A 22,409-nucleotide genomic window follows, 5' to 3' on the forward strand; every position below is an offset into this window, starting at 1 on the left:
ACATCCTGCCCGTTTCGGCCGTAAACCGGCTGTAAGGCAGGTCAGGAAGGGGCTTCTGGGACGCGAGTGAGGATTTGCACGGGCCGGGGAGGTTTCTGGGGCCGGGGGGCCGGGGAGGACGTCACCACACCCCAACCACTCCCTGACGGCGGAGAGCCACGTACCGCCGCCGACCCACGAAGAGGGGGCGAACCCACCATGGACGCATTCACCGCGGGTCTCCTGCAGCGCATCAGGGCCACGCAGACGGACCTCAGGCACGCCCAGGAGACGGGCGACGACTTCCTCGCCGAAGTGGAGCTGGCGGAGCTGGAGGATCTCCAGCGGCTGGCCGCCGAGCACGGTGTCCCGGTCTCGGCCGCCGTACCCGCCTGCTGATCCCGGCCCCACACCCGTACGTACCGGACCCCGGCAGCCCGTAAGGGCCGCCGGGGTCCGCGTGCGTGGGGGCGCCGGTGCGCCCGGTCAGTCGTGCCAGGCCCCGGCCTCGTCCAGCAGCGGCTGGAGCGAGGCGAAGACCGCGGGGGTCGCCGCCAGCACCAGTTCCCCGGACGCGGGGTGCCCCGTACGCCCGCCGGTCAGGGCGCCCGCCTCGCGGGCGATCAGGTCGCCGGCGGCCAGGTCCCAGGGGTTCAGGCCGCGCTCGTAGTAGCCGTCGAGCCGGCCCGCGGCCACGTCGCACAGGTCCAGGGCGGCCGAACCGCCCCGCCGGATGTCGCGGACCAGCGGGATGATCCGGGCCGCCACCTCGGCCTGCCGGGCCCGCCGGGCCTGGACATAGGCGAAGCCGGTCGCCAGCAGGGCCTGGTCCAGGGGCGCCGCCGGGCGGCAGGCCAGGCGCGCGGTGCCCAGCCAGGCGCCGCCGCCGAGCACCGCGTGGTAGGTCTCCCCGCGCATCGGGGCGCCCACGACGCCGACGACGGTCTCGCCCCCGTACTCGGCGGCGATGGACACCCCCCAGCTCGGCAGCCCGTAGAGGTAGTTCACGGTGCCGTCCAGCGGGTCCACGATCCAGCGCACCCCGCTGGTGCCCGGGACGTCCGCGCCCTCCTCGCCCAGCAGCCCGTCGTCGGGGCGGCGCTCGGCGAGCACGCCCGTGATCAGCTTCTCCGCCGCGAGGTCCATCTCGGTGACCACGTCGATCGGGCTGGTCTTGGTCGCCGCGACCGCCAGGTCGGCGGGGCGGCCGTCGCGCAGCAGGGCGCCGGCCCGCCGGGCGGCCTCCAGCCCCACGTCCAGCAGTTCGGCCTTCAGTTCTTCGGTGATCAAGGTCCCGCTCCCTACGCGTACGGACTGTCCGCGCCCGCGGCGGCCGGCCGGGGCGCACGCGCCGGGCAGCAGCCCACGGCGCACAGGTCGTGGCTTTGTCCCAGCGTGCCCACCCAGCACTCCCCGGCGGGCTCCCCGCGCTCCTTGGCGGCCCGCTCCAGCACCAGTTCGCGGACGGCCGCGGCGAAGCGCGGGTCGGCGCCGACGGTCGCGGAGCGCGCCACGGCCAGGCCCAGCTCGGCGGCCTTGGCGGTGGCCTCGGTGTCGAGGTCGTACAGGACCTCCATGTGGTCCGAGACGAAGCCGATGGGGACCATGACCACCGCCGGGGCGCCCTCGGCGTGCAGGGCCTCCAGGTGGTCGCAGATGTCCGGCTCCAGCCAGGGGATGTGCGGGGCTCCGCTGCGGGACTGGTAGACCAGCCGCCAGGGGCGCTCGGCGCCGGTGCGCTCGGCGACCGCGTCCGCGATCACCCGGGCGACGTCGAGGTGCTGCCGGACGTAGGCGCCGCCCTCGCCGCCGCCGGTGTGCTCCCCGACGGGGCCGGAGGTGTCCGCGGCGGCGGTGGGGATGGAGTGCGTGGTGAAGGCCAGGTGTGCCCCGGCGCGCACCTCCTCGGGCAGCGCGGCCAGCGACTCCAGCACCCCGTCGATCATGGGTTCCACGAAGCCGGGGTGGTTGAAGTAGTGCCGCAGCTTGTCCACGCGCGGCGGCTCGACGCCCTCGGCGGCCAGCGCGCCCAGCGCGTCGGCCAGGTTCTCGCGGTACTGGCGGCAGCCGGAGTAGGAGGCGTAGGCGCTGGTCGCGAGGACGGCGATGCGGCGGCGGCCGTCGGCGGCCATCTCCCGCATCACGTCGTCGAGGTACGGGGCCCAGTTGCGGTTGCCCCAGTAGACGGGCAGGTCCAGCCCCTGCTCGGCGAAGTCCTTGCGCAGCGCGTCCAGCAGGGCGCGGTTCTGGGCGTTGATGGGGCTGACCCCGCCGAAGCCGAAGTAGTGCTGCCCGACCTCCTTGAGGCGCTCGCGCGGGATGCCCCGGCCGCGCGTGACGTTCTCCAGGAACGGCACGACGTCGTCAGGTCCCTCGGGTCCGCCGAAGGAGAGCAGCAGGAGGGCGTCGTACGGGGCGGCGGAGCCGGCGTCGGGGGCGCGGAACTGGTCTGACATGTCTCGAATCCTGCCACCCGGCCCGCGGCCCGGGTAACGGACCCGGCGGGTTCTCACACCTCGGACGACAGGTAAGGTCACCCTAAGTTCCTGTCGGTATTCTCCCCGTGCGGGCGCCTTGTCGGCAGACGTAATCTGTGTGAGCCAATCACGTCCCTTACGGAGGGCATCTTGCCCAGTCCCTACCGCGCGATCTTCGCGACCCCCGGCACCAAGGGGTTCACGGCCGCCGGCCTGCTCGGCCGGATGCCGCTGTCCATGGTGGGCATCGGCGTCCTCACGATGATCACCGAGCTGGGCGGCAGCTACGCCCTCGCCGGCGGCCTGACCGCCACGATCGCCCTGTCCGCGGCTGCCGTGGGCCCCCAGGTCTCCCGGCTCGTGGACCGGCACGGACAGCGGCGCGTGCTGCGCCCGGCCACCCTGGTCGCGGCCGCCTCCGTCACCGGGCTGCTGATCGCGGCGGCCAACGGCTGGCCGAGCTGGACCCTGTTCGCCTTCGCCGTCGTCGCGGGCTGCGTGCCCAGCGTGGGATCGATGGTCCGGGCCCGCTGGACGGCACTGTTCCGCGACACCCCCCAGCTGCACACGGCCTACTCCTTCGAGTCGATCGTCGACGAGATCTGCTTCATCGTCGGCCCTCCGCTGGCCGCGCTGCTCTCCGCGAGCTGGTTCCCCGAGGCCGGTCCCGTGGTCGCCGTGGTCCTGCTGCTGGCGGGCGTGTGGTGGCTCACCGCGCTGACCGCCACCGAGCCCGCCCCGCACCCGCGGGACACGGACTCGGACACCTCCTCGGCCCTGCGCTCGCCCGGCCTGCAGGTCCTGGTGGCGACCTTCGTCGCGACCGGCGCGATCTTCGGCTCCGTGGACGTGGTCACCATGGCCTTCGCCGAGGAGCAGGGGGCCAAGTCCGTCGGCGGACTGCTCCTCGCGGTCTGGGCGTTCGGCTCCTGCCTCGCGGGCATCGTCTTCGGCCTCCTGCACTTCAAGGGGAAGGCCGAACCCCGCTGGGTGGTGGGCATCAGTGCGATGGCCGTGAGTATGATCCCCCTCCTACTGGCCGGGAACCTTCCGATCCTGGCCGTGGCGCTCTTCGTCTCGGGCCTCGCCATCGCTCCCACGATGATCACCACGATGGCCCTGATCGAGGCGCACGTACCGCGCGAGAAGCTGACCGAGGGCATGACCTGGATCAGCACCGGCCTTGCCGTCGGTATCGCGCTCGGCTCCTCCGCGGCCGGCCTGGTCGTGGACGAGGCGGGCGCGCGGAGCGGGTACGTCGTCTCCCTCTCGGCGGGGGTGGCCGCGGCGGCGGTGGCGTTCGCGGGATACCGCCGGCTGACGAGGCCGGCGCAAGGGGAGGAGCCCTCTAGCGATGGCGACGGCTACACCGGGGACAGCAGGGAAGAGCAGGCCGGCCGCATGGCGTAACTGGGCGGGCAATGTCACCGCCACGCCCGCCCGGGTGGTGACCCCGGCCTCCGTCGGGGAACTCCAGGAGACGGTGCGCCGGGCCGCCGAGGACGGGCTGCGGGTGAAGGCGGTCGGCACCGGCCACTCCTTCACCGCCGCCGCCGCGACCGACGGCGTACTGGTACGGCCGCAGGCGCTGGCCGGGATCCGCTCCGTCGACCGCACCGCCGGCACCGTCACGGTGGAGGCGGGCACGGCCTTGAAGGACCTCAACCGCGCCCTGGCCCGCGAGGGCCTGTCGCTCACCAACATGGGCGACATCATGGAGCAGACCGTCTCCGGCGCCACCAGCACCGGAACCCACGGCACCGGCCGCGACTCGGCCTCCCTCGCCGCCCAGATCCGCGGCCTGGAGCTGGTCACCGCCGACGGCCGGCTGCTGACCTGCTCCGAGAAGGAGAACCCCGAGGTCTTCGCGGCGGCCCGGCTGGGCATCGGCGCGCTGGGCATCGTCACCGCGCTCACCTTCGCCGTGGAGCCGCTCTTCCTCCTGACCGCCCGTGAGGAGCCCATGGGCTTCGAGCGGGTGACCGCCGAGTTCGAGGAGCACTTCGCGGAGAACGAGCACTTCGAGTTCTACTGGTTCCCGCACACCGGCAACTGCAACACCAAGCGCAACAACCGCAGCCAGGGCCCCGCCGCCCCCACCGGCGCGGTGAGCGGCTGGATCGAGGACGAGCTGCTCTCCAACGGCCTCTTCCAGGCCGTCAACTCCCTCGGCCGCGCCGTCCCGGCCACCATCCCCTCCATCGCCCGGGTCGCCAGCCGCGCCCTGTCGGCGCGCACCTACACGGACATCCCGTACAAGGTGTTCACCAGCCCGCGCCGGGTGCGGTTCGTGGAGATGGAGTACGCCCTCCCCCGCGCGGCCGTGGTCGACGCCCTGCGGGAGCTGCGCGCGATGGTGGACCGCTCGCGGCTGCGGATCAGCTTCCCGGTGGAGGTGCGTACGGCACCGGCCGACGACATCACGCTGTCGACGGCCTCCGGCCGCGACAGCGCCTACATCGCCGTGCACATGTACAAGGGCACTCCCTACCACGCCTACTTCACCGCGGCCGAGCAGATCTTCACCGCGCACGGGGGCAGGCCGCACTGGGGGAAGATGCACACGCGGGACGCGGAGTACTTCGCCTCCGTCTACCCCCGTTTCGCGGAATTCACCGCACTGCGCGACCGGCTCGACCCGGACCGGGTCTTCGGCAACGACTACCTGCGCCGCGTCCTGGGCGCCTGAGCCGGAAGGTGCCCCGGGTCAGGAGGGGCCGGGCGCCGGGGACGAGGACCTGGCGCCCGGTGTCCCGGCCGAGGGCGTGGGCGCCGGAGTCGGACTCTGCGTCGACGGGGAGGGGGCCGGGCCGGAGCCCGACGGGCTGGGGTCCGGACCGGAACTGCCGCTTCCGGGCGACCGGGACGGCTCCGGGGAGGCGGCGGGGCCGGAGGGCTCGCCGGGCGGGTCCGGCTTCCCTCCCTTGCCGTTCCCGCCGTCCTTCTCGCCGCCCTCGGGGTCCTGGCTCTCCCGGCGGTCCTTGCCGGCCGGTCCCCCGCTGGGCGGGTCCTGCCGGTCCGGGCCCGCCGTGCGGGTGCCGCCGGAGAAGAGGGTGCCGCCGCCGCTGCTGACGGAGGTACCGGCCACCGCCTCGTAGGTGCCGAGCCCGCCGATGGCGAGGGCGAAGGCGGCGCCGGAGGCCACCGCGGTGCGCTTCCAGCCGCGCATCCGGGTGCCGTGCACGGTGGCCGCGCCGAACTCCCCGGACGTGCTGGCGGCCGGAGCCTCCGGTTCCCCGGCGGGCGGCGGGACCTGACGGGCCCTCGGGCCGGTGGTCTCGCGGAGCTGTTCCCCGGTGCGCCGGAAAAGGTGCTGGATGACGGGCCCGCCCGCCGTGGCGACGACGCTGACCACGCCCGCGCCGAGGATGGTCCCGTAGACCCCGAGCTTCGAGGCGAGCAGGGCCGCCGCGACGGTGGCGAGGGAGGAGCCGGCGACCTGGGCCGCGCTCAGTTCGAGTTTCTGCTTCTCCGGTTCGGTCCCGACGTCCCGTGTCGTCGTCTTCTGACCCATCGCCACCCTCTGTGTGCTCAGCCTCTCGTGCTTCTCCTCTTTCAGCAGTTACTGACAGCAGAGCGAAGGGGAAAGTTCCGTTTCGGGCGATTCTGTGAAGCATGCCACCCGGATCCGGCCGGCGGGCGAGGCTGGGATCCGACAGCGGGCAGCCCGATCGGCGCCGCCCGGCAGAAGTTCGGCGGCGCGGCGGTCCACCCCGGTGGCCCGAATGGAGTACTGTGGCGAGCCCTGGGGCTGGCCTTCCTTTTGGTTGTCCGGATCCGGGAGAGGGGGCCGGTTGATGGAGAACGGCACTCGAAGACCGGTGATGCCGCGGTATCGCACGGGATCCTGCTGCACACAGTAACCACTTGGTCACTGTGCGTACCCAACAGGTAACCGTGCCATAACGCCGATCAAGGGCGCATGCCCGACACGCCGGTTTAACACGGCAAGGTTGTGGCAGGCTGCACCCGGGCAGGCCACACTCGACTAGCGGAAGCAGCGACGCACGTGACGTCGGCAGGCACCACCCGGGAGGTCCCCATGCCCGAACTGCGTGTCGTGGCCGTCTCAAATGACGGCACACGACTGGTGCTCAAGGCTGCGGACAGTACGGAGTACACGCTTCCGATCGATGAGCGGCTGCGTGCCGCCGTACGCAACGACCGCGCGCGCCTGAACCAGATCGAGATCGAGGTGGAGAGCCACCTCCGCCCCCGAGACATCCAGGCCCGCATACGGGCCGGTGCCTCCGCGGAGGAGGTCGCCCAGCTCGCCGGCATCCCCGTCGACCGCGTCCGCCGGTTCGAGGGGCCCGTGCTGGCCGAGCGCGCCTTCATGGCCGAACGCGCCCGCAAGACACCCGTGCGCCGGCCCGGCGAGAACACCGGACCGCAGCTCGGCGAGGCCGTGCAGGAGCGGCTGAGCCTGCGCGGGGCCGACAAGGACTCCGTGCTGTGGGACTCCTGGCGCCGCGACGACGGCACCTGGGAGGTCCTGCTCGTCTACCGGGTCGCGGGCGAACCGCACTCCGCGAGCTGGACCTACGACCCGCCGCGCCGGCTGGTCGTGGCCGTGGACGACGAGGCCCGCTCCCTCATCGGTGAGTCCGAGGACCTGCCGCCCGCGCCCGAGCCGAGCTTCCCCTTCGTACCGAGGATCGCGCGGCTGCCGCGCGACCGGCCGCTGGACCGCACCCTGGACCGGCAGCTGGAGCGGGTGGACCCCCGGCCCACGCCCGTACCGGAGCCGGAGGAGGAACGGGACACGCTGACCAGCCTGCTGGAGGCCGTACCGAGCTTCCGCGGCGACATGGTGGTGCCCGAACGCCCCGAACTGCCCGATACGGAACCGGAGGCGGAGGAGCCGCCGGCTCCCGCCGCCTCGGCGGGCGCGGGCGCCGCGTACGCCGACGTACTGATGCCCCGTACGGTGGCGGGCCACCGCGACCGGCTCACGGGGACCACCGACCGGCAGGCCGAGGCCGACGGGGTCCGGCCCGGACGCCGCGCGGCGGTGCCGAGCTGGGACGAGATCGTCTTCGGCACCCGGCGCAAGAAGCAGGAGTAAAGGGGGCAGGCCGACCGCCGGGTCCGGCGGTCGGCCTGCCGTCGTGCGGGGCGCTACTGCGGGTCGGGGCCCGTGGCCACCGGGCGGGACGGGTCCGAGGACCAGTGCGACCAGCTGCCCGCGTAGAGGTCCGCGCCGATACCGGCCACTTCAAGCGCCAGCACCTCGTGCGCTCCGGACACCCCGGAACCGCAGTACACGCCGACCGGTGCGCCCGCCGACGCGCCCAGCGCCCCGAAGCGGGCCCGCAGCGCCTCCGCCGGCAGGAACCGGCCGTCCGCGTCCACGTTCTCCGTGGTCGGCGCCGACAACGCGCCCGGGATATGGCCGCCCACCGGATCGATCGGCTCGACCTCGCCCCGGTAGCGCTCGCCCGCGCGGGCGTCCAGGAGCACGCCCTCGCGCGCCCGCAGGGCCGCCGCGTCCGCGTCCAGCACCCCCAGCGCACCCGGCGTTGGCTTGAAATCGCCCTCGGCCGGAGTTACCTGTCCGGCCGTGACCTCGCCGCCCGCCGCCGTCCACGCGGCAAGGCCGCCGTCCAGGACTCGCACGTCCGGGTGACCCGCCCAGCGCAGCAGCCACCAGGCCCGGGCGGCCGCCCAGCCCTGCCCGCCGTCGTACACGACCACCGGTCCGTCCGCGCCGACCCCGGCCCGGCGCATCGCCGCGCCGAACGCCTCCGGGTCGGGCAGCGGGTGGCGGCCGCCCGCGCCCGGCGGACCTGCCAGTTCGCTGTCGAGGTCGACGTACACGGCGCCGGGCAGGTGTCCCGCCAGGTAGGCGGGGCGCTGGTCGGGGCCGCCGAGCTGCCAGCGGACGTCCAGCAGCAGCGGGGGCCGGGGGCCCGTCAACTCGTCGCGCAGGGCGGTGGCGGAGAGAATCGCAGATTTCGCAGTCATGACGGCCATCTTCCACCCCGTCCGGGGCCCGTGGGACGCGCCCGTCGGGGGTGGGGCGGCCTGATCCGGTCAACTCCGTCCGTGGCCCCCGTCATGCGGCCCGGTCGGGGCATAGCGGGTCCGCCGGGGTGGAACCATCAGCACCGGTATCGGCACGACGGAGGAGACGGCTGACATGACCGAGGCAGCGGCAGCGACCCGGCACACTCCCGGCACCCCGTGCTGGGTGAGCCTCATGGTGCACGGCCTCGGGAGCACCGAGGACTTCTACGCCGACCTGTTCGGCTGGGAGTACGAGCCCGGCCCCGCGCAGCTCGGCCCGTACGTCCGCGCGGTGCTGGACGGTCAGGAGGTGGCCGGGATCGGGGAGATGCCGCCCGACCGGCATCTGCCGCACGCCTGGACCACGTATCTGGCCACGGACGACGCCGGGGTGACGGCCGAGGCGGTCCGCGCCTGCGGGGGCACGGTGGCCGTGGGGCCGCTGGACGCCGGCGCCGCGGGCCGGGTGGCGATCTGCTCCGATCCGCTGGGCGCGGTCTTCGGCCTGTGGCAGACGCGGGGCCTGCCGGCCGCCGGGGTGTACGGGGCTCCGGGCACGCCCGTGTGGAACGAGCTGGTCACCCAGGACACCTCGACGGTCGGCAAGTTCTACGAGCGGGTCTTCGGCCACGAGGCGCAGACGCACATCACCGCCTCCGACGACTTCGACCACCTCAGCCTGAACCTGGCGGGCCGCCCGGTGGCCGCCGTGCACGGGGTCGGCCGGTCGCTGCCGCACGACCGGGGGCCGCACTGGCTGGCGTACTTCGAGGTGGCGGACACCGACGCGGCGGCGGAGCGGGTGTGCGCGCTCGGCGGCCGTGTGGTCGCCGCGCCCCACGAGGGCATGCGGGGCCGGCAGGCGACGGTGGCGGATCCGGGGGGCGCGGTCTTCGCCCTGGTGCGCTCACGCCCCTGAGCCCGGCCGGGCGAAGTGCCGGGCGGTGGGGACGAGGGCCGCGCCCGCCGGTACGAGGAGGCAGGCGGCGGCGCACACCCCGAGCACCGCGGTGACCCCGAAGCTGTCGATGGCCGGGGCGATGAGGGCCAGGCCGAGCGGGGCGAGGCCGTAGGAGACGAGGAAGTCCAGGGAGGAGACCCGGGCCAGCTTGTCGGGGGCGACCTCGCGCTGGGTGGCCGTGAACCAGGGCACGTTGAACAGTTCGATCCCGGTGCCGGCGACGACGTACGCGGCGATCACCACGGCCGGGTGCACCGGCAGCATCAGGCTCAGCGGCGCGAGGCCGTAGGCGGCCAGTCCGGCGAAGGCGGCCCAGCCCTGGGAGCGGGGCCGCCACCGGGCGGTGACCAGGGCTCCGCCGAGGGCGCCCACGGTGTAGGCGGTCATGGCGGCGGCGAGCACCCACTCGGTGCCGTAGCGGTCGCGGCTGATCAGGGGCAGGGCGACGCTGGTGGCGGAGTAGCCCAGCGTGATCACGGCGGCGAGGGCGGCCAGCCCGGCGAGGAACCAGGGGTGGCGGCGGGCCTCGCGGACCCCGTCGACGAACTCGGCGCGGAACGAGGCGCGGGGCGGCCGGGGCCCGGCTTCGGCGGTGACGGCGGCGCCCCGGCCCGGCAGGAGCGCGGCGACCAGCCACAGCGCGCCTATCCCGAGCAGCAGGGTGGCCACGTCGAGGAAGGCCGCGAGCAGGGCGGTCAGGGCGGGTCCGGCCAGGGTGGAGGCCCGGACCGCGAGGGTCGTCGCGGCGTTGGCCTGCTGCCGGCGACCGGGGTCGACCACCTCGGCGGTGAGGGCCTGGAAGGCGGGGCGGCAGGCCCCCTGCCCGGCTCCGGCGAGGGCGGCGGCCGCGGTCATGAGCAGGAGTGACCGGCCGAGCCCGAGGGCGAGCAGGGGTGCGGCGGCGGCTGCCGCGAGCGCGGACCAGAGGACGACGGCCCGGCGGGAGTGCCGGTCGGCCAGCACCCCGCCGACGGCGACGGCGGCGAGGAATCCGGCGGTGCGCGCGCCGAGGACCAGGCCCAGTCCGGCGGCGCCGAGTTCACGGTGCAGGACGGCGAGGCCGAGGACGAAGGGCAGGGCCCAGGTGGCGAGCCCGGAGGCGGTGGTCCCGGCCCACAGGCGCAGGAAGCCGGGGTCGCGCAGGACGGAACGGGCGCGTGGGGGGCCGCTCTTGGGGGCGGCGGGGGCGGGTGCGGTCGTCACGGTGTGGCGCTCCTCATGTCATTAATGAAAACGATAACCATTACAGTACTCTCTGAACGCGGCGCTTCTGCCCGCCGCCCGGCCCTGTCCGCTCCCTGCCAGCGCCCTGTCCGTCCCCGCCCCAGACCGGAGAACCCATGCGCCCTCGCACCCGAACGGGCCTCGCCCTGACCCTCGTCCTCGCCTCCGCGGCGGCCGCCGCGGGCTGTGCGGCCCCCGCCGAACGCCCCCGTCCCGAAGGCGCGGCCGCCTCCCGGACCACCCTCAGCAGCTGCGGCCGGGAGCTCTCCTTCGACCGCTCCCCCGCCCGCGCCGTCGCCCTCGACCAGACCTCCAGTGAGACCCTGCTGGAACTGGGCCTCCAGGACCGGATGGCCGGGACGGCCAACCTCAAGACGAAGATCCCGGCGCGGTACCAGGACGCCTACGCGAAGATCCCGGTGATCGCCCCCAAGATCGCCACCGGCGAGCAACTGCGCGCCGCCACACCGGACTTCGTCGTCGCCGGTTCCGCCGACCTCTATACGAAGGACCGCGCGGGCACCCGCGAGGAGCTGGCCGCCCTCCAGGTCCCCGCCTTCGTCAGCGCCGTGGACTGCCCGCAGCAGAACCCGGCCGGCACGGCCCCCTTCGACCTGCTCTTCTCCGACTACGAGCAGCTGGGCAAGGTCTTCGGCGCCGGGGACCGGGCCGCGCGGCTCGCCGCCGACCAGCGCGCGGCCGTGGCCAAGGCCGGTGAGAGCGCGGGCCGGACCGCCACGGCGGACGGCCGGCCGCCCACCGTGGTCTACCTCTACTCCGTCTTCAACGGCATGCCGTACGTGGCCGGGCGGACCGGGCTGCCCAGTGAGATGAGCCGGATCGTCGGCGCGAAGAACGCCTTCGACGATGTGAACGAGGACTGGCCGGAGGTCTCCTGGGAGGAAGTGGCCAGGCGGAACCCGGACTTCATTGTCATCGGGGACCTGTCCGAGCGGGGCCGGCCCGGCGACAGCGCCGCCGAGAAGCGCGAGGCGATGGCGAAGGACCCGGTGGTGTCCCGGCTGGGAGCCGTCCGCGAGAACCGGATCATCGAGGTGCCCGGCATCGAACTGGACCCGTCCGTCCGCTCCGTGCACGCGCTGGGACTGCTGGCCGCCGGGATGAAGGACCTCGGCTATGTCCGCTGACACGGCCGCGGATCTGCTGCATCCGGCGGCGCGTGCCACCGCGGGCCGTCCGGCTTCGGCGGATCCGGTGCCCGCGCCTCCGCGGCCGGGGCCCGCGCGGGTGGTGATGCCGCTGGCGCTGCTGCTCGTACTGGCCTTCTCGGTGGCCGCCGCCACCCGGATCGGGGCCGCCGACGTGGGATGGGCCGAGCTCGGCCGGGCCTTCGGGTCCCGGCTGGGGCTGGGCGGTGAGCCGCTGCCGCCGCTCATGGACTCCCTCGTCTGGGACCTGCGGCTGCCCCGGGTGCTGATGGCCGCGCTGGTCGGGGCCTCGCTCGCGGTGTGCGGGACCGTACTGCAGGCCGTCACCCGCAACGCGCTCGCCGATCCCTATCTGCTCGGGGTGGCCTCCGGCGCGTCCACCGGAGCCGTGGCCGTGGTCGTGCTCGGGGTGGGGGCCGGCGCCCTCGGGGTCACCGGCGGCGCCCTCGCCGGGGCCCTGCTCTCCTTCGGGCTGCTGCTCCTGCTGCTGCGGCGTACCGGGCTGGACTCGGCCCGCATCGTCCTCACGGGCGTGGTCGTCGGACAGCTCTTCACCGCCCTGACCTCGCTGGTGCTGATGGCCTCGGCCGACGCCGACACCACCCGCGCCCTCACCCACTGGCTGCTCGGCTCGCTGGCACCGGCCCGCTGGGACGCCGTCGTGGTCTGCGCCGTCGTCACCCCGCTGGGGCTCGCGGTGGCCTGGCTGTGCGCGAACGCCCTGGACGGGCTGGCCTTCGGCGCGGACACCGCCGCCTCGCTGGGGATCGGCGTACGCGGCACCCGGATGCTGCTGCTGGTGACCACCGCCGTCCTGACCTCGGTCGCGGTGGCCACCGTCGGCGCCGTCGGCTTCGTCGGGCTGATCGTCCCGCACGGGGTGCGCTTCCTCGTCGGGCCGGTGCACCGGCTGCTGCTGCCCTGCGCGGCGCTGGCGGGCGCGGTGTTCCTGGTGTGGACCGACGCCCTGGCGCGGATCGCGTTCGCACCCCGGGAGGTGCCCGTCGGGGTGATCACCGCGCTGATCGGGGTGCCGCTGTTCCTCGTCGTCCTGCGCAGGAGGGGTGAGCTGTGAGGATCACCGCCGAGGGACTGAGCTGGTCCGCCTCCGGGACACCCGTGGTGCGCGGGGTCGATGTGGACATCGCGCCGGGCGAGACCGTGGCCCTGCTCGGCCCCAACGGCTCGGGCAAGTCCTCCCTGCTGCGCTGCCTGGCCGGGCTGCGCACGCCCGACACCGGGACCGTGCGCTACGACGGCACGCCCGTACGGGAGCTGGGCGCGCGGGGGATCGCCCGGCGGGTCGCCTTCGTGGAGCAGGACTCCGGGCCCGACACCGGTCTGCGGGTGGCCGATGTCGTCGGGCTGGGGCGGACCCCCTTCCGCGACCGCTGGCGCGGGCCGGACGCGCACGACCGGGCCGTGGTCGCCGCCGCGCTGGAGCGGGTCGGGCTGGCCCACCTCGCCGGGCGGTCGTGGCAGGGCCTGTCCGGGGGTGAGCGGCGGCGGGCGCACATCGCCCGCGCGCTGGCCCAGCAGCCGTACGGGCTGCTGCTCGACGAGCCGACCAACCACCTGGATGTCAAGCACCAGTTGGAGCTGATGGAGCTGCTGGCCGGCACGGACCGGACGGTGCTCGTCGCGCTCCACGACCTCACCCTGGCCGCCCGCTACTGCGACCGGCTGCTGCTCCTGCACCACGGCCGCCTGATCGCCTCCGGCACCCCCGCCGAGGTCCTCACCGCCGGGAACCTCGCCCGGGTCTTCGAGGTCGACGCGGAACTGACCACCGACGGGCCGGGACGACCGGCGGTGGCCTACCGGGGGCCGCTGCGCACCGCCCCGCACATCCCGTCCGCCCCTTCTCCCCTGTCCCGGACCGCAGTCAGCAACGGAACCCAAGGAACACCATGACGACTACACCCACCACGTCCACCGCCCCCACCGCCCGCACCGTCGACGCGCTGCTCACGGCCGTCCTGGCCGGGGAGCACGGCCCGCTGCCCTCCGGGCTCGTCGCGACCAGCGTGTTCTGGATCCACCACGGCACCCGGCTGGCCGGCGGCGACACCACCTATCTCAACCAGTACGTCGTCGTCCGCCTCGGCGACTCCTTCGGCGGCTGCGCCTTCGAGGCGGGCGAGGTCGATCCGGCCGTCTGCCGCGACTCCTCCGGCGCCCCGCTCGACGTCCTGCTGAGGGACGCCCCGCGCCCGCTGCGGATCGCCGCGCTGGACGCCTATCTCGCCTCCCGCCACCCGCACCGCGACTCCGGCGCGGAGCCCGTCACCCTCCCCGCCGGTACGCCCGAGACCCGCGCGGCGGCCCGGGACGCGGCCATCGCCGGGCTGCTGGACCTCGCGCCCGGGGCGAAGGTCGGCCTGATCGGCGTGGTCAACCCGCTGGTGGCGGCGATCCGCGCCCGGGGCGGGGAACCGCTGCCCTGCGATCTCAACCTGCGGGCCACCCAGTGGGGCGACCCCGTCACCCCCGACATGCACGAGGTGCTGGAGCGCGCGGACGCCGTCGTCGCCACCGGGATGACCCTCGGGAACGGCTCCTTCGACACCGTCCTCGACCGCTGCCGCCGCCGGGGCATCCCGCTGGTCGTCTACGCGCAGACCGGCAGCGCCGTCGCCCGCGCCTTCCTCGGCTCCGGGGTGACCGCGCTGTCCGCGGAGCCCTTCCCCTTCTCCCAGTTCAGCGCCGACCCGACCGTCCTGTACCGCTACCGGACGGCGGGACCGGCGTGAGCCCGGCGCTCCGCCACGCCACCGGGTACGGGCACGCCCCCTGCCACCACGGCGAGATCCTGCAAGGCGTCTTCCGCGACCCAGCCGGGCGGCGCTGCGCCGGACTGGTCACCCTGCCGATGGACGGCCCCGGCAGCCGCGCCGAGTTCGCCCGCGGGCCGGACACCCCGGCCGGGGTGGTCACCGTACGGCCCGGCGACCGTACGAAGGCGGCGCGGGCGGCGGTGCTCGCCGTCGAGGAGTGCGCGCGGCGCGGTGGGGAGGCGCCCTGCGGCGGGGAGCTGCGGCTGCTCGGGGAGGTGCCGGTGGGACTGGGCATGGGCAGCTCCACCAGCGATGTCATCGCGGCGGTCCGGGCGGTGGCCGACGCCTACGGGGTGCGGCTGCCCGCCGAGGTCGTCGCCCGGCTGGCGGTCCGCGCCGAGCGGGCCAGTGATCCGCTGATGCTCGACGCCCGGCCGGTGCTCTTCGCGCAGCGCGAGGGGCGGGTGCTGGAGGTGCTGGGCCGGCGGCTGCCGCCGCTCGTGGTGGTGGGCTGCGCCCTGGGCGGGGGCGCGCCCGTGGACACCCTCGCGCTGCCGGCCCGGGTGTGGGACGAGGCCGATCTACGGGCCTTCGAGCGGCTGCGGTCCCTGCTGCGGCGGGCCGTGGCTCTCGGGGACGCGGCGCTGCTCGGGCGGGTCGCGACGGCCAGTGCCCGGCGCGGCCAGCGGGCGCTGCGGCACGCGGAGTTCGACACCGTGGAGGGCATCGCCGGGCGGCTCGGCGCGGTGGGCGTGCAGATCGCGCACAGCGGGTCGGTGGCCGGGCTGCTGCTCGATCCGGCCGTGCCGGGGCTGCGCCACCGGGTGCGTGGCTGCGTACGGGCCCTGGAGGGCGAGGGCGTTCCCGTCACCCGTGTCTTCACGACCGTCCCGACCCGGGCGGCCTTTCCGACGACCAAGGAGTTCACCAGTGGACCGGCACATCGCGGAGGCCGTCGGCCGACCGGATCTGATACGCCTCGACGACCGGCTCGTCTGCCTGCGCTTTGAGACCATGAAGGTGGTCTCCGCGCTGGCGGCGGTCCGCCACCTGCTCGACACCGGGGTGGTGCGGCGCGGCGACACCCTGCTGGACAGCTCCAGCGGGATCTACGCGTACGCGCTGGCGCTGGCCTGCCACCGGCACGGCATGCGCTGCCACATCATCGGGTCGACCACGGTGGACCGCACGCTGAGCGTGCAACTCGCCGTACTGGGGGCCACGCTGGAGCGGATGGAGCCCTGCGACGACCTCAAGCTGGACCAGAAGCGGCGCGTGGAGCGCGTCCACGAGATCCTGGCCGCGCATCCCGAGTACCACTGGATGCGGCAGTACCACGACGAGGTGCACTACCTGGGCTACCGGGCGGTGGCCGAGCGGATCCGGGAGGCCACGGGCGGCGCGGAGCTGACCCTGGTGGGCGGGGTGGGCTCCGGGGCCTCGACCGGGGCCCTGGCCCACTATCTGCGGGAGGGGTCACCGGGGGTGGAGCTGGTCGGGGTGCAGCCCTTCGGCAGCGTCACCTTCGGGGCGGGCCATGTGTCCGACCCCGAGATCATCATCGCCGGGATCGGCAGCTCCATCCCCTTCGGCAACGTCCGCCACGCGTCCTACGACACGCTGCACTGGATCTCCTTCGACGCGGCCCTGTCCGGCGGCGTCGACCTGCTGCGCCGGCACGCGGTGTTCGCGGGGCTGTCCACGGGGGCGGCCTATCTCGCCGCGCGCTGGGAGCGGGCCCGCTCCCCGGAGCGCACGGTGGTCTTCGTCGCCGCCGATACCGGGCACCGCTACGTGGACACGGTGTACGCCCGCCACCGCGAGGCGGTCCCCCTGGACTCCCTGGCCCCGCGCGCGGTGACGGGCCCGGCCGAGCTCGCCCTGCCCTGGTCCCGGACGGACTGGAACAGGGCGGGCGGCTCCGCGGAGACCGTGGCGGGATTCGAACCCGCGTCACCGGATTTGCAGTCCGGCCCCTGGGCCACTCGGGCACACGGTCCTGGTGGTGCGCACGTACGACGCTAGACCCCCGGCCGCCCCGGCAGAAGGGCCCGGCCCGCCCCGCCACAGGACCGCAATACGCCGTTCACGAACGGGGACGGCCGGTCCGGCCGGGGAGACGGCACTGGTGCGTGGCGGCCGCATGCGGTACTACAACCAGCGCGGCGGTCCGCCGCGTTCACCGAGGAGTACCCCGTGCCGTTCCGGTCCCGCCGCCTTCGCCCGGCTGTCCTGCTGCTCACCACCGCCCTGGTCGCGGGAGGGGTGGGCGGCTGCTCCGCCCTGGCGCCCTTCACCACCTGCGAGGGCACCGAGGACCGGCTGCGGGAGCTGGATTCCCTGCCGCTGCTGGCCTCGGCGCCGCCCGGCGCCAAGGCGGCCCCGGGGGACGCGGGCGCGTACGCGGAGTGCGTCGACGACAGCGGGGACGCCTGGCTGTCCGCCCGGCGGCTGTACTTCTACCCCGGCAGCGAGCAGGAGGTCCTGGCCCATTACCGGCGGGCGGCCGAGGACGGGGGCTGGCAGGTGCACACCCCGGCGTGGCCCTTCGCCGACCCCGCGCTGGAACTGTGCTTCACCCAGGGCCCGGAGGGCGGTGCCCGGCAGGCGACGGTGCACTTCGTGTCCCGCCGCCTGCTGCACGAGGTCTACCGGCTGCCCCCGAACCGGGAGTCGGCGCGGGGCCTGGCCTTCGAGATCGAGGCCGGCTCGGAGAGCGACGGCTCCTCGTCCTCCTGCTGGGACTGAACCCGCCGCTCAGCTGTGGCGGGCCGTGTTCCAGGAGTGCCAGAGGGAGGCGTAGGCACCGGCGGCGGCGAGGAGTTCTTCGTGGCTGCCCAGTTCCACGATGCGGCCCGCGTCCATGACCGCGATGCGGTCCGCGTCGCGGACCGAGTCCAGGCGGTGCACGATCGATATGACCGTGCGCCCCTCGATCAGCGCGGCCAGCGAGCGTTCGACGCGGCGTGAGGCGGTGGAGTCCAGCAGGGCGGTGGCCTCGTCGAGGACCAGGGCGTGCGGGTCCGACAGCAGCAGCCGGGCGAGGGCCAGTTGCTGGGCGTGCGAGGGGGAGACCAGGGCGGCGCCGGGGCCGATCTCGCTGTCCAGGCCGTCGGGCAGGGAGCGTACCCAGTCGGCCAGCAGGACGGTGGCCAGGGCTTCCCACAGCTTCGCGTCCGCCGTGGCGTCCCGGTCGTCGGCCTCCTCACCGGTGGTGCCCACGGCCAGCAGGAGGTTGTCCCGGACCGTGCCCGTGAACACGTGCTGTTCCTGGGTGACCAGGACGATCTCCCGCCGCAGCCGGTCCACCGGCAGGCCGGCCACGTCGGCGCCGCCGATGCGTACGGTGCCCCGCGTGGCGTGGTGCACGCCCGCGAGCAGTTTGCCGAGGGTGGACTTCCCCGCGCCGGAGGCGCCGACGACCACCAGCCGCTCCCCCGCCGCGATGTCCAGGTCGACGCCGGTCAGCACCTCGCGGCTCGGCCCGTAGCCGAAGTGGACGCCCTCCAGGCGGATGGCGTGCCCGTCGGAGGGCGGTGGCGTGCCCGGCTCCTCGCGGGGCAGGCGTTCGACGCCGAGGATGCGGCGCAGCGCGGCGTTGCCGATCTGGAGTTCGTCGGTCCAGGTCAGCAGGTCGTTCAGGGGCTCGCCGAGGGCCTGGACGTAGAGCACGACCGCGGTCAGCTCCGCCAGTCCCACCTCGCCGCGCTGGTAGGCCAGTCCGCCGATGAGGAGGGTGAGCGCCATCGGGACCATCGTGGCCAGGTCCAGGCTGGGGAACCAGATGGTCTGGAGCCAGGTGGTGCGCTGGCGGGTGCGCACCACCCGGTCCACGGCCGCCCCGTGGCGGCGGAGCTGGCGCGGGCCGAGCCCCAGGGCCTCGACGGTGGCGGCGCCGCGCGTGGTCTCGTGGGTGACGGCCAGGACGTCGGCCTCCTCCGCGAGCAGGCGCTCGTACGCCCGGGTGGCGCGGGGCCGGTACCACCAGGTGGAGAGGACGGCGAACGGTACGCCGGCCAGCAGTCCGAGGGCGAGCAGCGGCGAGGTGAGGAGGATGGCGGCGAAGGTGAACAGGAGGGTGACGGCGGCCAGCGCGATGCGCGGGACGGCCTGCCGGATGCTCTCGTTCAGCCGGTCGGCGTCGGTGGTCGCGCGGCTGAGCAGGTCGCCGGTGCCGACGGCCTCGACCTCGGAGAGCGGCAGCCGCAGCACCCGGCTGACGAAGTTCTCGCGGGTACGGGCGAGCACGCGTTCGCCGAGCAGGGTGGCCTGGGTGCGGGCGGCGCGGGCGAGGAGGGCGTGGCCGACGAGGATGGCGACGAAGGCGAGGGCGAGCATGTCCACGCGGCCGGTGGTGGTGCCGTCCTTGACCGATTCGACGAGGTACCCGAGCAGCCGGGGGCCGACCAGGCTGGCCGCGAGGGCTGCGGCGAACAGGCCGAAGGTCAGGGCCAGCCGGGGGGCTTCGCCGCGCAGGAAGACGGCGGTCCAGGCGCGCACCTCGGCCCGTCCGGCGAGCGGCAGCCGCCCGGCCCCGGGGGCTTCGGCGGGGGCCGGGGCGGCCGCGTCGGCGCCGGGGGCCGGGGCGGTGGCCCGGGTGGGGGTGGTGGTCATGAGGGGACTCCTGCGGAGCGGTCGGTGGCGCCGGCGGCGGGCTCCGCGTCGAGGCGGACCACATGGTCGGCGGCGGCCCGCCACAGCGGGCTGTCCGTGAGGACCACCGTGGTCCGGCCGGCGCGCAGGGCGGCGACCCGTTCCACGATGCGGGCTTCGGTGTGGGCGTCGACCGAGGCGGTGGGGTCCTCCAGGATCAGCAGGTCGGGGGCGGCGAGCAGGGCGCGGGCGAGGACCAGCCGCTGGCGCTGGCCGCCGGAGAGGGCGCGGCCGCCCTCGTCCAGCCAGGCGTCGAGGCCGCCGGGCAGGGCCTCGACCACGTCGGTGGCGTCGGCGGCGGACAGGGCCCGGTCCAGGGCCTCCTGGGGGCGGGCGGAGCCGGCGGTCAGCTCCTCGCGGACGGTGCCGCTGAAGAGGATGTCGGCGGGTCCGGAGCGCAGCAGCCGCGCGGACAGCTCCTCGGGGTCGGCCCGGTCCAGGGGGACCCCGCCGACCCGGACGGCGCAGGGGACGCCGCCGGGGTGGGCGCCGGGCCGGCTGAGCCGGTCGGCGAGGTCGCCCGCGCGGCCGGCGGGCGCGGTGATCACGGTGAGGCGGCCCGCGGCGGCCCGGACCCCGGAGTCGGCGTCGGCCAGGGCGAGGGCGCCGGCGGGCAGCGGGGCGGGATCTCCGGGCCGGACGGTCTCGGGGGTCAGCCGCAGCAGGGTGCAGACGCGGCCGGCGGCGACCTTGGCGAGGCTCAGGGTCTCCGCGGCCTCGGTGGCCGTGCTGACGGGCAGGGTGAGGAAGGCGGAGGCCCCGTAGAAGGCGACGAGTTCACCGGCGGTGATGGTGCCGTTCAGGGCGAGCCGGGCGCCGAGCCAGACGATGCCGACGGTGACCAGGCCGGGCAGGAAGACCCCGGCGGCCTGGAGCCACGCCTCCATCCGGCCGGCGGATTCACCGGCCCGGCGGACCTGCTGGCTGGTGCGGCGGAAGCGTTCGGCGAAGCGGGCCTCGCCGCCGATGCCGCGCAGGATGCGCAGGCCCGCCACGATGTCACCGGCCTGGGAGGTGGCGATGCCCATCTGCTCGCGCTGGGCCTCGTCGCGTTCCTGGAGGGGCCGCAGCAGGGGGCCGATGCCGAGGACGGCCGCGGGGACGCCGATGAGTACGGCGAGCCCGAGCACGGGCGAGGTGAGGGTGAGGGCCACGGCGACGAGGACGGCGGCGACGACCGCGCCGATGGTGCGGCCGATGACCTCGAAGGCGTTGCCGATGCTCTCCACGTCGGCGGTGGCGGAGGCGGCCACGTCGCCCGAGCGGGCCTTGCCGCGCAGGGTGGCGCCGAGCCGTACGACCTGGCGTGCGAGGACGCGGTGGGTGACGGACAGGGCGTGGGCCTCGGCGCCGACGGCGGCCTGGATGAGCCCGGCGCCGGCGAGGGCCTGGAGGATGCCGAGGCCGAGGGCGACCAGCGACCACAGGTAGAGCCCGGCCTGGCCGGTGGCCTCCCCGGCCTCGTCGATGGCCCGGCCGAGGACGAGCGGGATCAGTGCCAGGGGGACCATCCACAGCACGCCGAGCAGGGCGGCGAGGAGCAGCGGCCGGGGGCGGATCCGGGCCAGCCACCAGAGGTAGGCCCAGGGGCCCCCGGACTCCGCCTCGGGGACGGCGGCGGGGGCGACGGAGGCGTCGAAGAGTCGGTTGCTCACAGGTACCGGTCCCGGGTGCGCGCGCGGTCGACCTTTCCGGTGCGGGTGTGCACCAGTTCGGGCACGGCGACGATCCGGTCGGGGACGAGGGGGCCGGGGACGGCGGCCCGGAGCCGTTCGCGCAGAGCGGTGTCGGTGGCGTCGGCGGCGCCGGGGGCGAGGGTCACGAAGGCGAGCAGGACGGTGTGTTCGCCCTTGTCGTGCGCGGCGGCGGCGACGGCCGTCACCTCGGGGAGGCTGCCCACGGCTCCTTCGACGTCGAGCAGGTCCACGCGGTGCCCGCGGATCTTGACCTGGTGGTCGATGCGGCCGTGGAAGACGAGCGAGCCCTCCGCGTCCTCGGTGACGAGGTCGCCGGTGTGGTACCAGCGCTCGGCGCCGCCGCCGTGGTCGGCCTCGACGAAGCGGGCGGCGGTCCGGTCGGGGGCGTCGAGGTAGCCGGTGCTCAGCTGGGGTCCGGCGACGAGCAGTTCCCCGGGGCCCTCCGGCGCGTCGGGCCGGGGCAGCACGGTCTGCCGTACGGAGGGCAGCGGGCGGCCGATGGGCACGCCGTCGGGGAAGCCGGCGGGCGCGCCGGGTCCGGCGAGGACGGCGCTGTGGGTGACGAGCGCGGTCTCGGTGGAGCCGTAGGTGTTGAGCAGGACGACCTGGCCGGCGCCGAGCCGCCGCCAGCGCTCCAGCATGTCGGGGCGGACGGCCTCGCCGCCGACGACGACGGTCTCGACGGAGCGGGGCAGCGGGCGGCCGGTGTCGAGGAGGTGGCCGGTGTAGAGGTGCCAGTAGTCGACGGGCAGGTTGACGAGGGTGACCTCGTGGTCGGTCAGGACCCGGTCGAGGTCGGCCTCGCTGTCCTCGTCGAGGACGACGAGCCCGCCCGCCAGCAGGGTCGGCAGGATCTCCTCCAGGCTGGTGTCGCCGTCCGCCCGGTGGAAGTTGAGGGCGACGGTGCCGGGGCCGACGCCGTACTGCCGGGCCAGGTGCGGCAGGACCGCGTGGAGGGCGCCGTGGGGGACGACGGCCGCCTTGGGGGCGCCGGTGGAGCCTGAGGTGAACAGGACGTAGGCCGGGTCCTCCGCACGGACCGGCTCGCCCGTCTCGGGCAGGGGGGCCTTGGAGCGGCCCCAGTTGGGCCGCAGGACCCGGTCGACGGCGGGCAGCCGGCCGGTCTCGGCGGTGGCGACCAGCTCCCGGCAGCCGAGGGCGCGCAGGGCCGCCTCGGTGTGGTCGAGCGGCTCGTCGGCGAGGGGTACGTAGCCCCGGCCGGCGGCCAGGACGCCGAGGATCGCCGCGATGTCGCGGACGCTGTGGTGGGTCTGGACGGCCACCACCGGGCGGCCGGCGGCCGGGCCGCGGGTGGCCACGAGGTCGGCGACGGCCCCTGCCCAGCGGGCCAGCTGGCCGTATCCGACGGTCACGCCGTTGTCGACCACGGCGGGCCGGTCCGGGTCCGAGCGGGCGATGGCGAAGAAGGGGTCCAGCATGCTGGGCAGGGTCATGGCAGGTGT

General features: G+C 75.1%; 19 protein-coding genes, 1 tRNA gene and 1 pseudogene. 12 read left to right on the forward strand and 9 right to left on the reverse strand.

Annotation, left to right across the window (positions count from 1 at the left end):
* Nucleotides 1-198: 198 nt before the first annotated feature.
* On the forward strand, nt 199-378 hold the full coding sequence (locus ABZ873_RS16485; RefSeq protein WP_360871552.1) for a hypothetical protein: 180 nt from the start codon (nt 199-201) through the stop codon (nt 376-378).
* Between the two features lie 87 nt (nt 379-465).
* Here the strand turns inward: ABZ873_RS16485 and ABZ873_RS16490 are convergent, their stop codons facing one another.
* Nucleotides 466-1,266, reverse strand: coding sequence for an inositol monophosphatase family protein (locus ABZ873_RS16490; protein ID WP_360871631.1), 801 nt, complete (start codon nt 1,264-1,266; stop codon nt 466-468).
* A 14-nt stretch (nt 1,267-1,280) separates the two neighbouring features.
* A complete protein-coding gene (locus ABZ873_RS16495) occupies nt 1,281-2,435 on the reverse strand; it encodes a ferrochelatase (protein ID WP_360871555.1) in 1,155 nt (384 codons plus the stop codon).
* A gap of 171 nt (nt 2,436-2,606) precedes the next feature.
* Here ABZ873_RS16495 and ABZ873_RS16500 point away from each other — a divergent pair, with 171 nt between their 5' ends.
* Both ABZ873_RS16500 and ABZ873_RS16505 read left to right on the forward strand, forming a co-directional pair.
* Nucleotides 2,607-3,866, forward strand: a complete 1,260-nt coding sequence (locus tag ABZ873_RS16500; protein WP_360871558.1) for an MFS transporter — start codon at nt 2,607-2,609, stop codon at nt 3,864-3,866.
* On the forward strand, nt 3,811-5,145 hold the full coding sequence (locus ABZ873_RS16505; RefSeq protein WP_360871561.1) for a D-arabinono-1,4-lactone oxidase: 1,335 nt from the start codon (nt 3,811-3,813) through the stop codon (nt 5,143-5,145). The genes ABZ873_RS16500 and ABZ873_RS16505 overlap by 56 nt, the downstream gene beginning before the upstream one ends.
* 18 nt (nt 5,146-5,163) lie before the next feature.
* Here ABZ873_RS16505 and ABZ873_RS16510 read toward each other — a convergent pair whose 3' ends face one another.
* Complete coding sequence (locus tag ABZ873_RS16510) at nt 5,164-5,970, reverse strand: hypothetical protein (protein WP_360871564.1); 807 nt, start codon at nt 5,968-5,970, stop codon at nt 5,164-5,166.
* A 528-nt stretch (nt 5,971-6,498) separates the two neighbouring features.
* On the opposite strand from ABZ873_RS16510, the gene sepH reads away from it, so the two are divergent.
* On the forward strand, nt 6,499-7,524 hold the full coding sequence (gene sepH / locus ABZ873_RS16515) for a septation protein SepH (protein ID WP_360871567.1): 1,026 nt from the start codon (nt 6,499-6,501) through the stop codon (nt 7,522-7,524).
* A 53-nt stretch (nt 7,525-7,577) separates the two neighbouring features.
* Here sepH and ABZ873_RS16520 read toward each other — a convergent pair whose 3' ends face one another.
* On the reverse strand, nt 7,578-8,423 hold the full coding sequence (locus ABZ873_RS16520) for a sulfurtransferase (protein WP_360871570.1): 846 nt from the start codon (nt 8,421-8,423) through the stop codon (nt 7,578-7,580).
* A gap of 175 nt (nt 8,424-8,598) precedes the next feature.
* On the opposite strand from ABZ873_RS16520, the gene ABZ873_RS16525 reads away from it, so the two are divergent.
* Entirely contained in the window at nt 8,599-9,384 is a 786-nt protein-coding gene (locus ABZ873_RS16525; RefSeq protein ID WP_360871573.1) for a VOC family protein, read from the forward strand.
* On the opposite strand, the gene ABZ873_RS16530 is transcribed toward ABZ873_RS16525, so the two are convergent.
* The gene (locus tag ABZ873_RS16530; RefSeq protein ID WP_360871575.1) at nt 9,373-10,629 is read right to left on the reverse strand and encodes an MFS transporter; all 1,257 of its coding nucleotides are present in this window, start codon (nt 10,627-10,629) and stop codon (nt 9,373-9,375) included. The genes ABZ873_RS16525 and ABZ873_RS16530 overlap by 12 nt on opposite strands.
* Before the next feature lie 137 nt (nt 10,630-10,766).
* Between ABZ873_RS16530 and ABZ873_RS16535 the strand changes: the two genes are divergently transcribed.
* The 6 genes and pseudogenes from ABZ873_RS16535 to ABZ873_RS16560 form a co-directional block, all read left to right on the forward strand.
* Nucleotides 10,767-11,798 carry an ABC transporter substrate-binding protein gene (locus tag ABZ873_RS16535; RefSeq protein WP_360871577.1) on the forward strand — a complete coding sequence of 344 codons (1,032 nt, stop codon included), beginning with the start codon at nt 10,767-10,769 and terminating at the stop codon, nt 11,796-11,798.
* Nucleotides 11,788-12,894 (forward strand): iron ABC transporter permease, encoded by a 1,107-nt coding sequence (locus ABZ873_RS16540; RefSeq protein ID WP_360871581.1) that lies wholly within the window; start codon nt 11,788-11,790, stop codon nt 12,892-12,894. The genes ABZ873_RS16535 and ABZ873_RS16540 overlap by 11 nt, the downstream gene beginning before the upstream one ends.
* Nucleotides 12,891-13,733: an ABC transporter ATP-binding protein gene (locus ABZ873_RS16545; protein ID WP_360871584.1), complete on the forward strand. Its 843-nt coding sequence runs from the start codon at nt 12,891-12,893 to the stop codon at nt 13,731-13,733. Before ABZ873_RS16540 ends, ABZ873_RS16545 begins: the two co-directional genes overlap by 4 nt.
* Entirely contained in the window at nt 13,730-14,572 is an 843-nt protein-coding gene (locus tag ABZ873_RS16550; RefSeq protein WP_360871587.1) for a DUF364 domain-containing protein, read from the forward strand. Before ABZ873_RS16545 ends, ABZ873_RS16550 begins: the two co-directional genes overlap by 4 nt.
* Complete coding sequence (locus ABZ873_RS16555; RefSeq protein WP_360871589.1) at nt 14,569-15,606, forward strand: GHMP kinase; 1,038 nt, start codon at nt 14,569-14,571, stop codon at nt 15,604-15,606. Before ABZ873_RS16550 ends, ABZ873_RS16555 begins: the two co-directional genes overlap by 4 nt.
* Nucleotides 15,527-16,504, forward strand: a pseudogene (locus ABZ873_RS16560) (pyridoxal-phosphate dependent enzyme); the annotation flags it as partial. The gene ABZ873_RS16555 and the pseudogene ABZ873_RS16560, both read left to right, overlap by 80 nt.
* Before the next feature lie 19 nt (nt 16,505-16,523).
* On the opposite strand, the gene ABZ873_RS16565 reads toward ABZ873_RS16560, so the two are convergent.
* A tRNA-Cys gene (locus tag ABZ873_RS16565) sits at nt 16,524-16,595 on the reverse strand.
* Between the two features lie 197 nt (nt 16,596-16,792).
* Here ABZ873_RS16565 and ABZ873_RS16570 point away from each other — a divergent pair.
* Nucleotides 16,793-17,344, forward strand: a complete 552-nt coding sequence (locus tag ABZ873_RS16570) for a hypothetical protein (RefSeq protein ID WP_360871591.1) — start codon at nt 16,793-16,795, stop codon at nt 17,342-17,344.
* Between the two features lie 9 nt (nt 17,345-17,353).
* Here the strand turns inward: ABZ873_RS16570 and ABZ873_RS16575 are convergent, their stop codons facing one another.
* Genes ABZ873_RS16575 through ABZ873_RS16585 form a run of 3 tightly spaced genes read right to left on the reverse strand, consistent with a single transcriptional unit; the run spans nt 17,354 to nt 22,400 of the window.
* Nucleotides 17,354-19,210, reverse strand: a complete 1,857-nt coding sequence (locus ABZ873_RS16575; RefSeq protein ID WP_360871594.1) for an ABC transporter ATP-binding protein — start codon at nt 19,208-19,210, stop codon at nt 17,354-17,356.
* Nucleotides 19,207-20,904: an ABC transporter ATP-binding protein gene (locus ABZ873_RS16580; protein WP_360871597.1), complete on the reverse strand. Its 1,698-nt coding sequence runs from the start codon at nt 20,902-20,904 to the stop codon at nt 19,207-19,209. The genes ABZ873_RS16575 and ABZ873_RS16580 overlap by 4 nt, the downstream gene beginning before the upstream one ends.
* A complete protein-coding gene (locus tag ABZ873_RS16585; RefSeq protein WP_360871600.1) occupies nt 20,901-22,400 on the reverse strand; it encodes an AMP-binding protein in 1,500 nt (499 codons plus the stop codon). Before ABZ873_RS16585 ends, ABZ873_RS16580 begins: the two co-directional genes overlap by 4 nt.
* Nucleotides 22,401-22,409: the final 9 nt, after the last annotated feature.

Origin of the sequence: Streptomyces sp. NPDC047014 (assembly GCF_040644195.1) — a bacterium.
GTDB lineage: Bacteria > Actinomycetota > Actinomycetes > Streptomycetales > Streptomycetaceae > Streptomyces.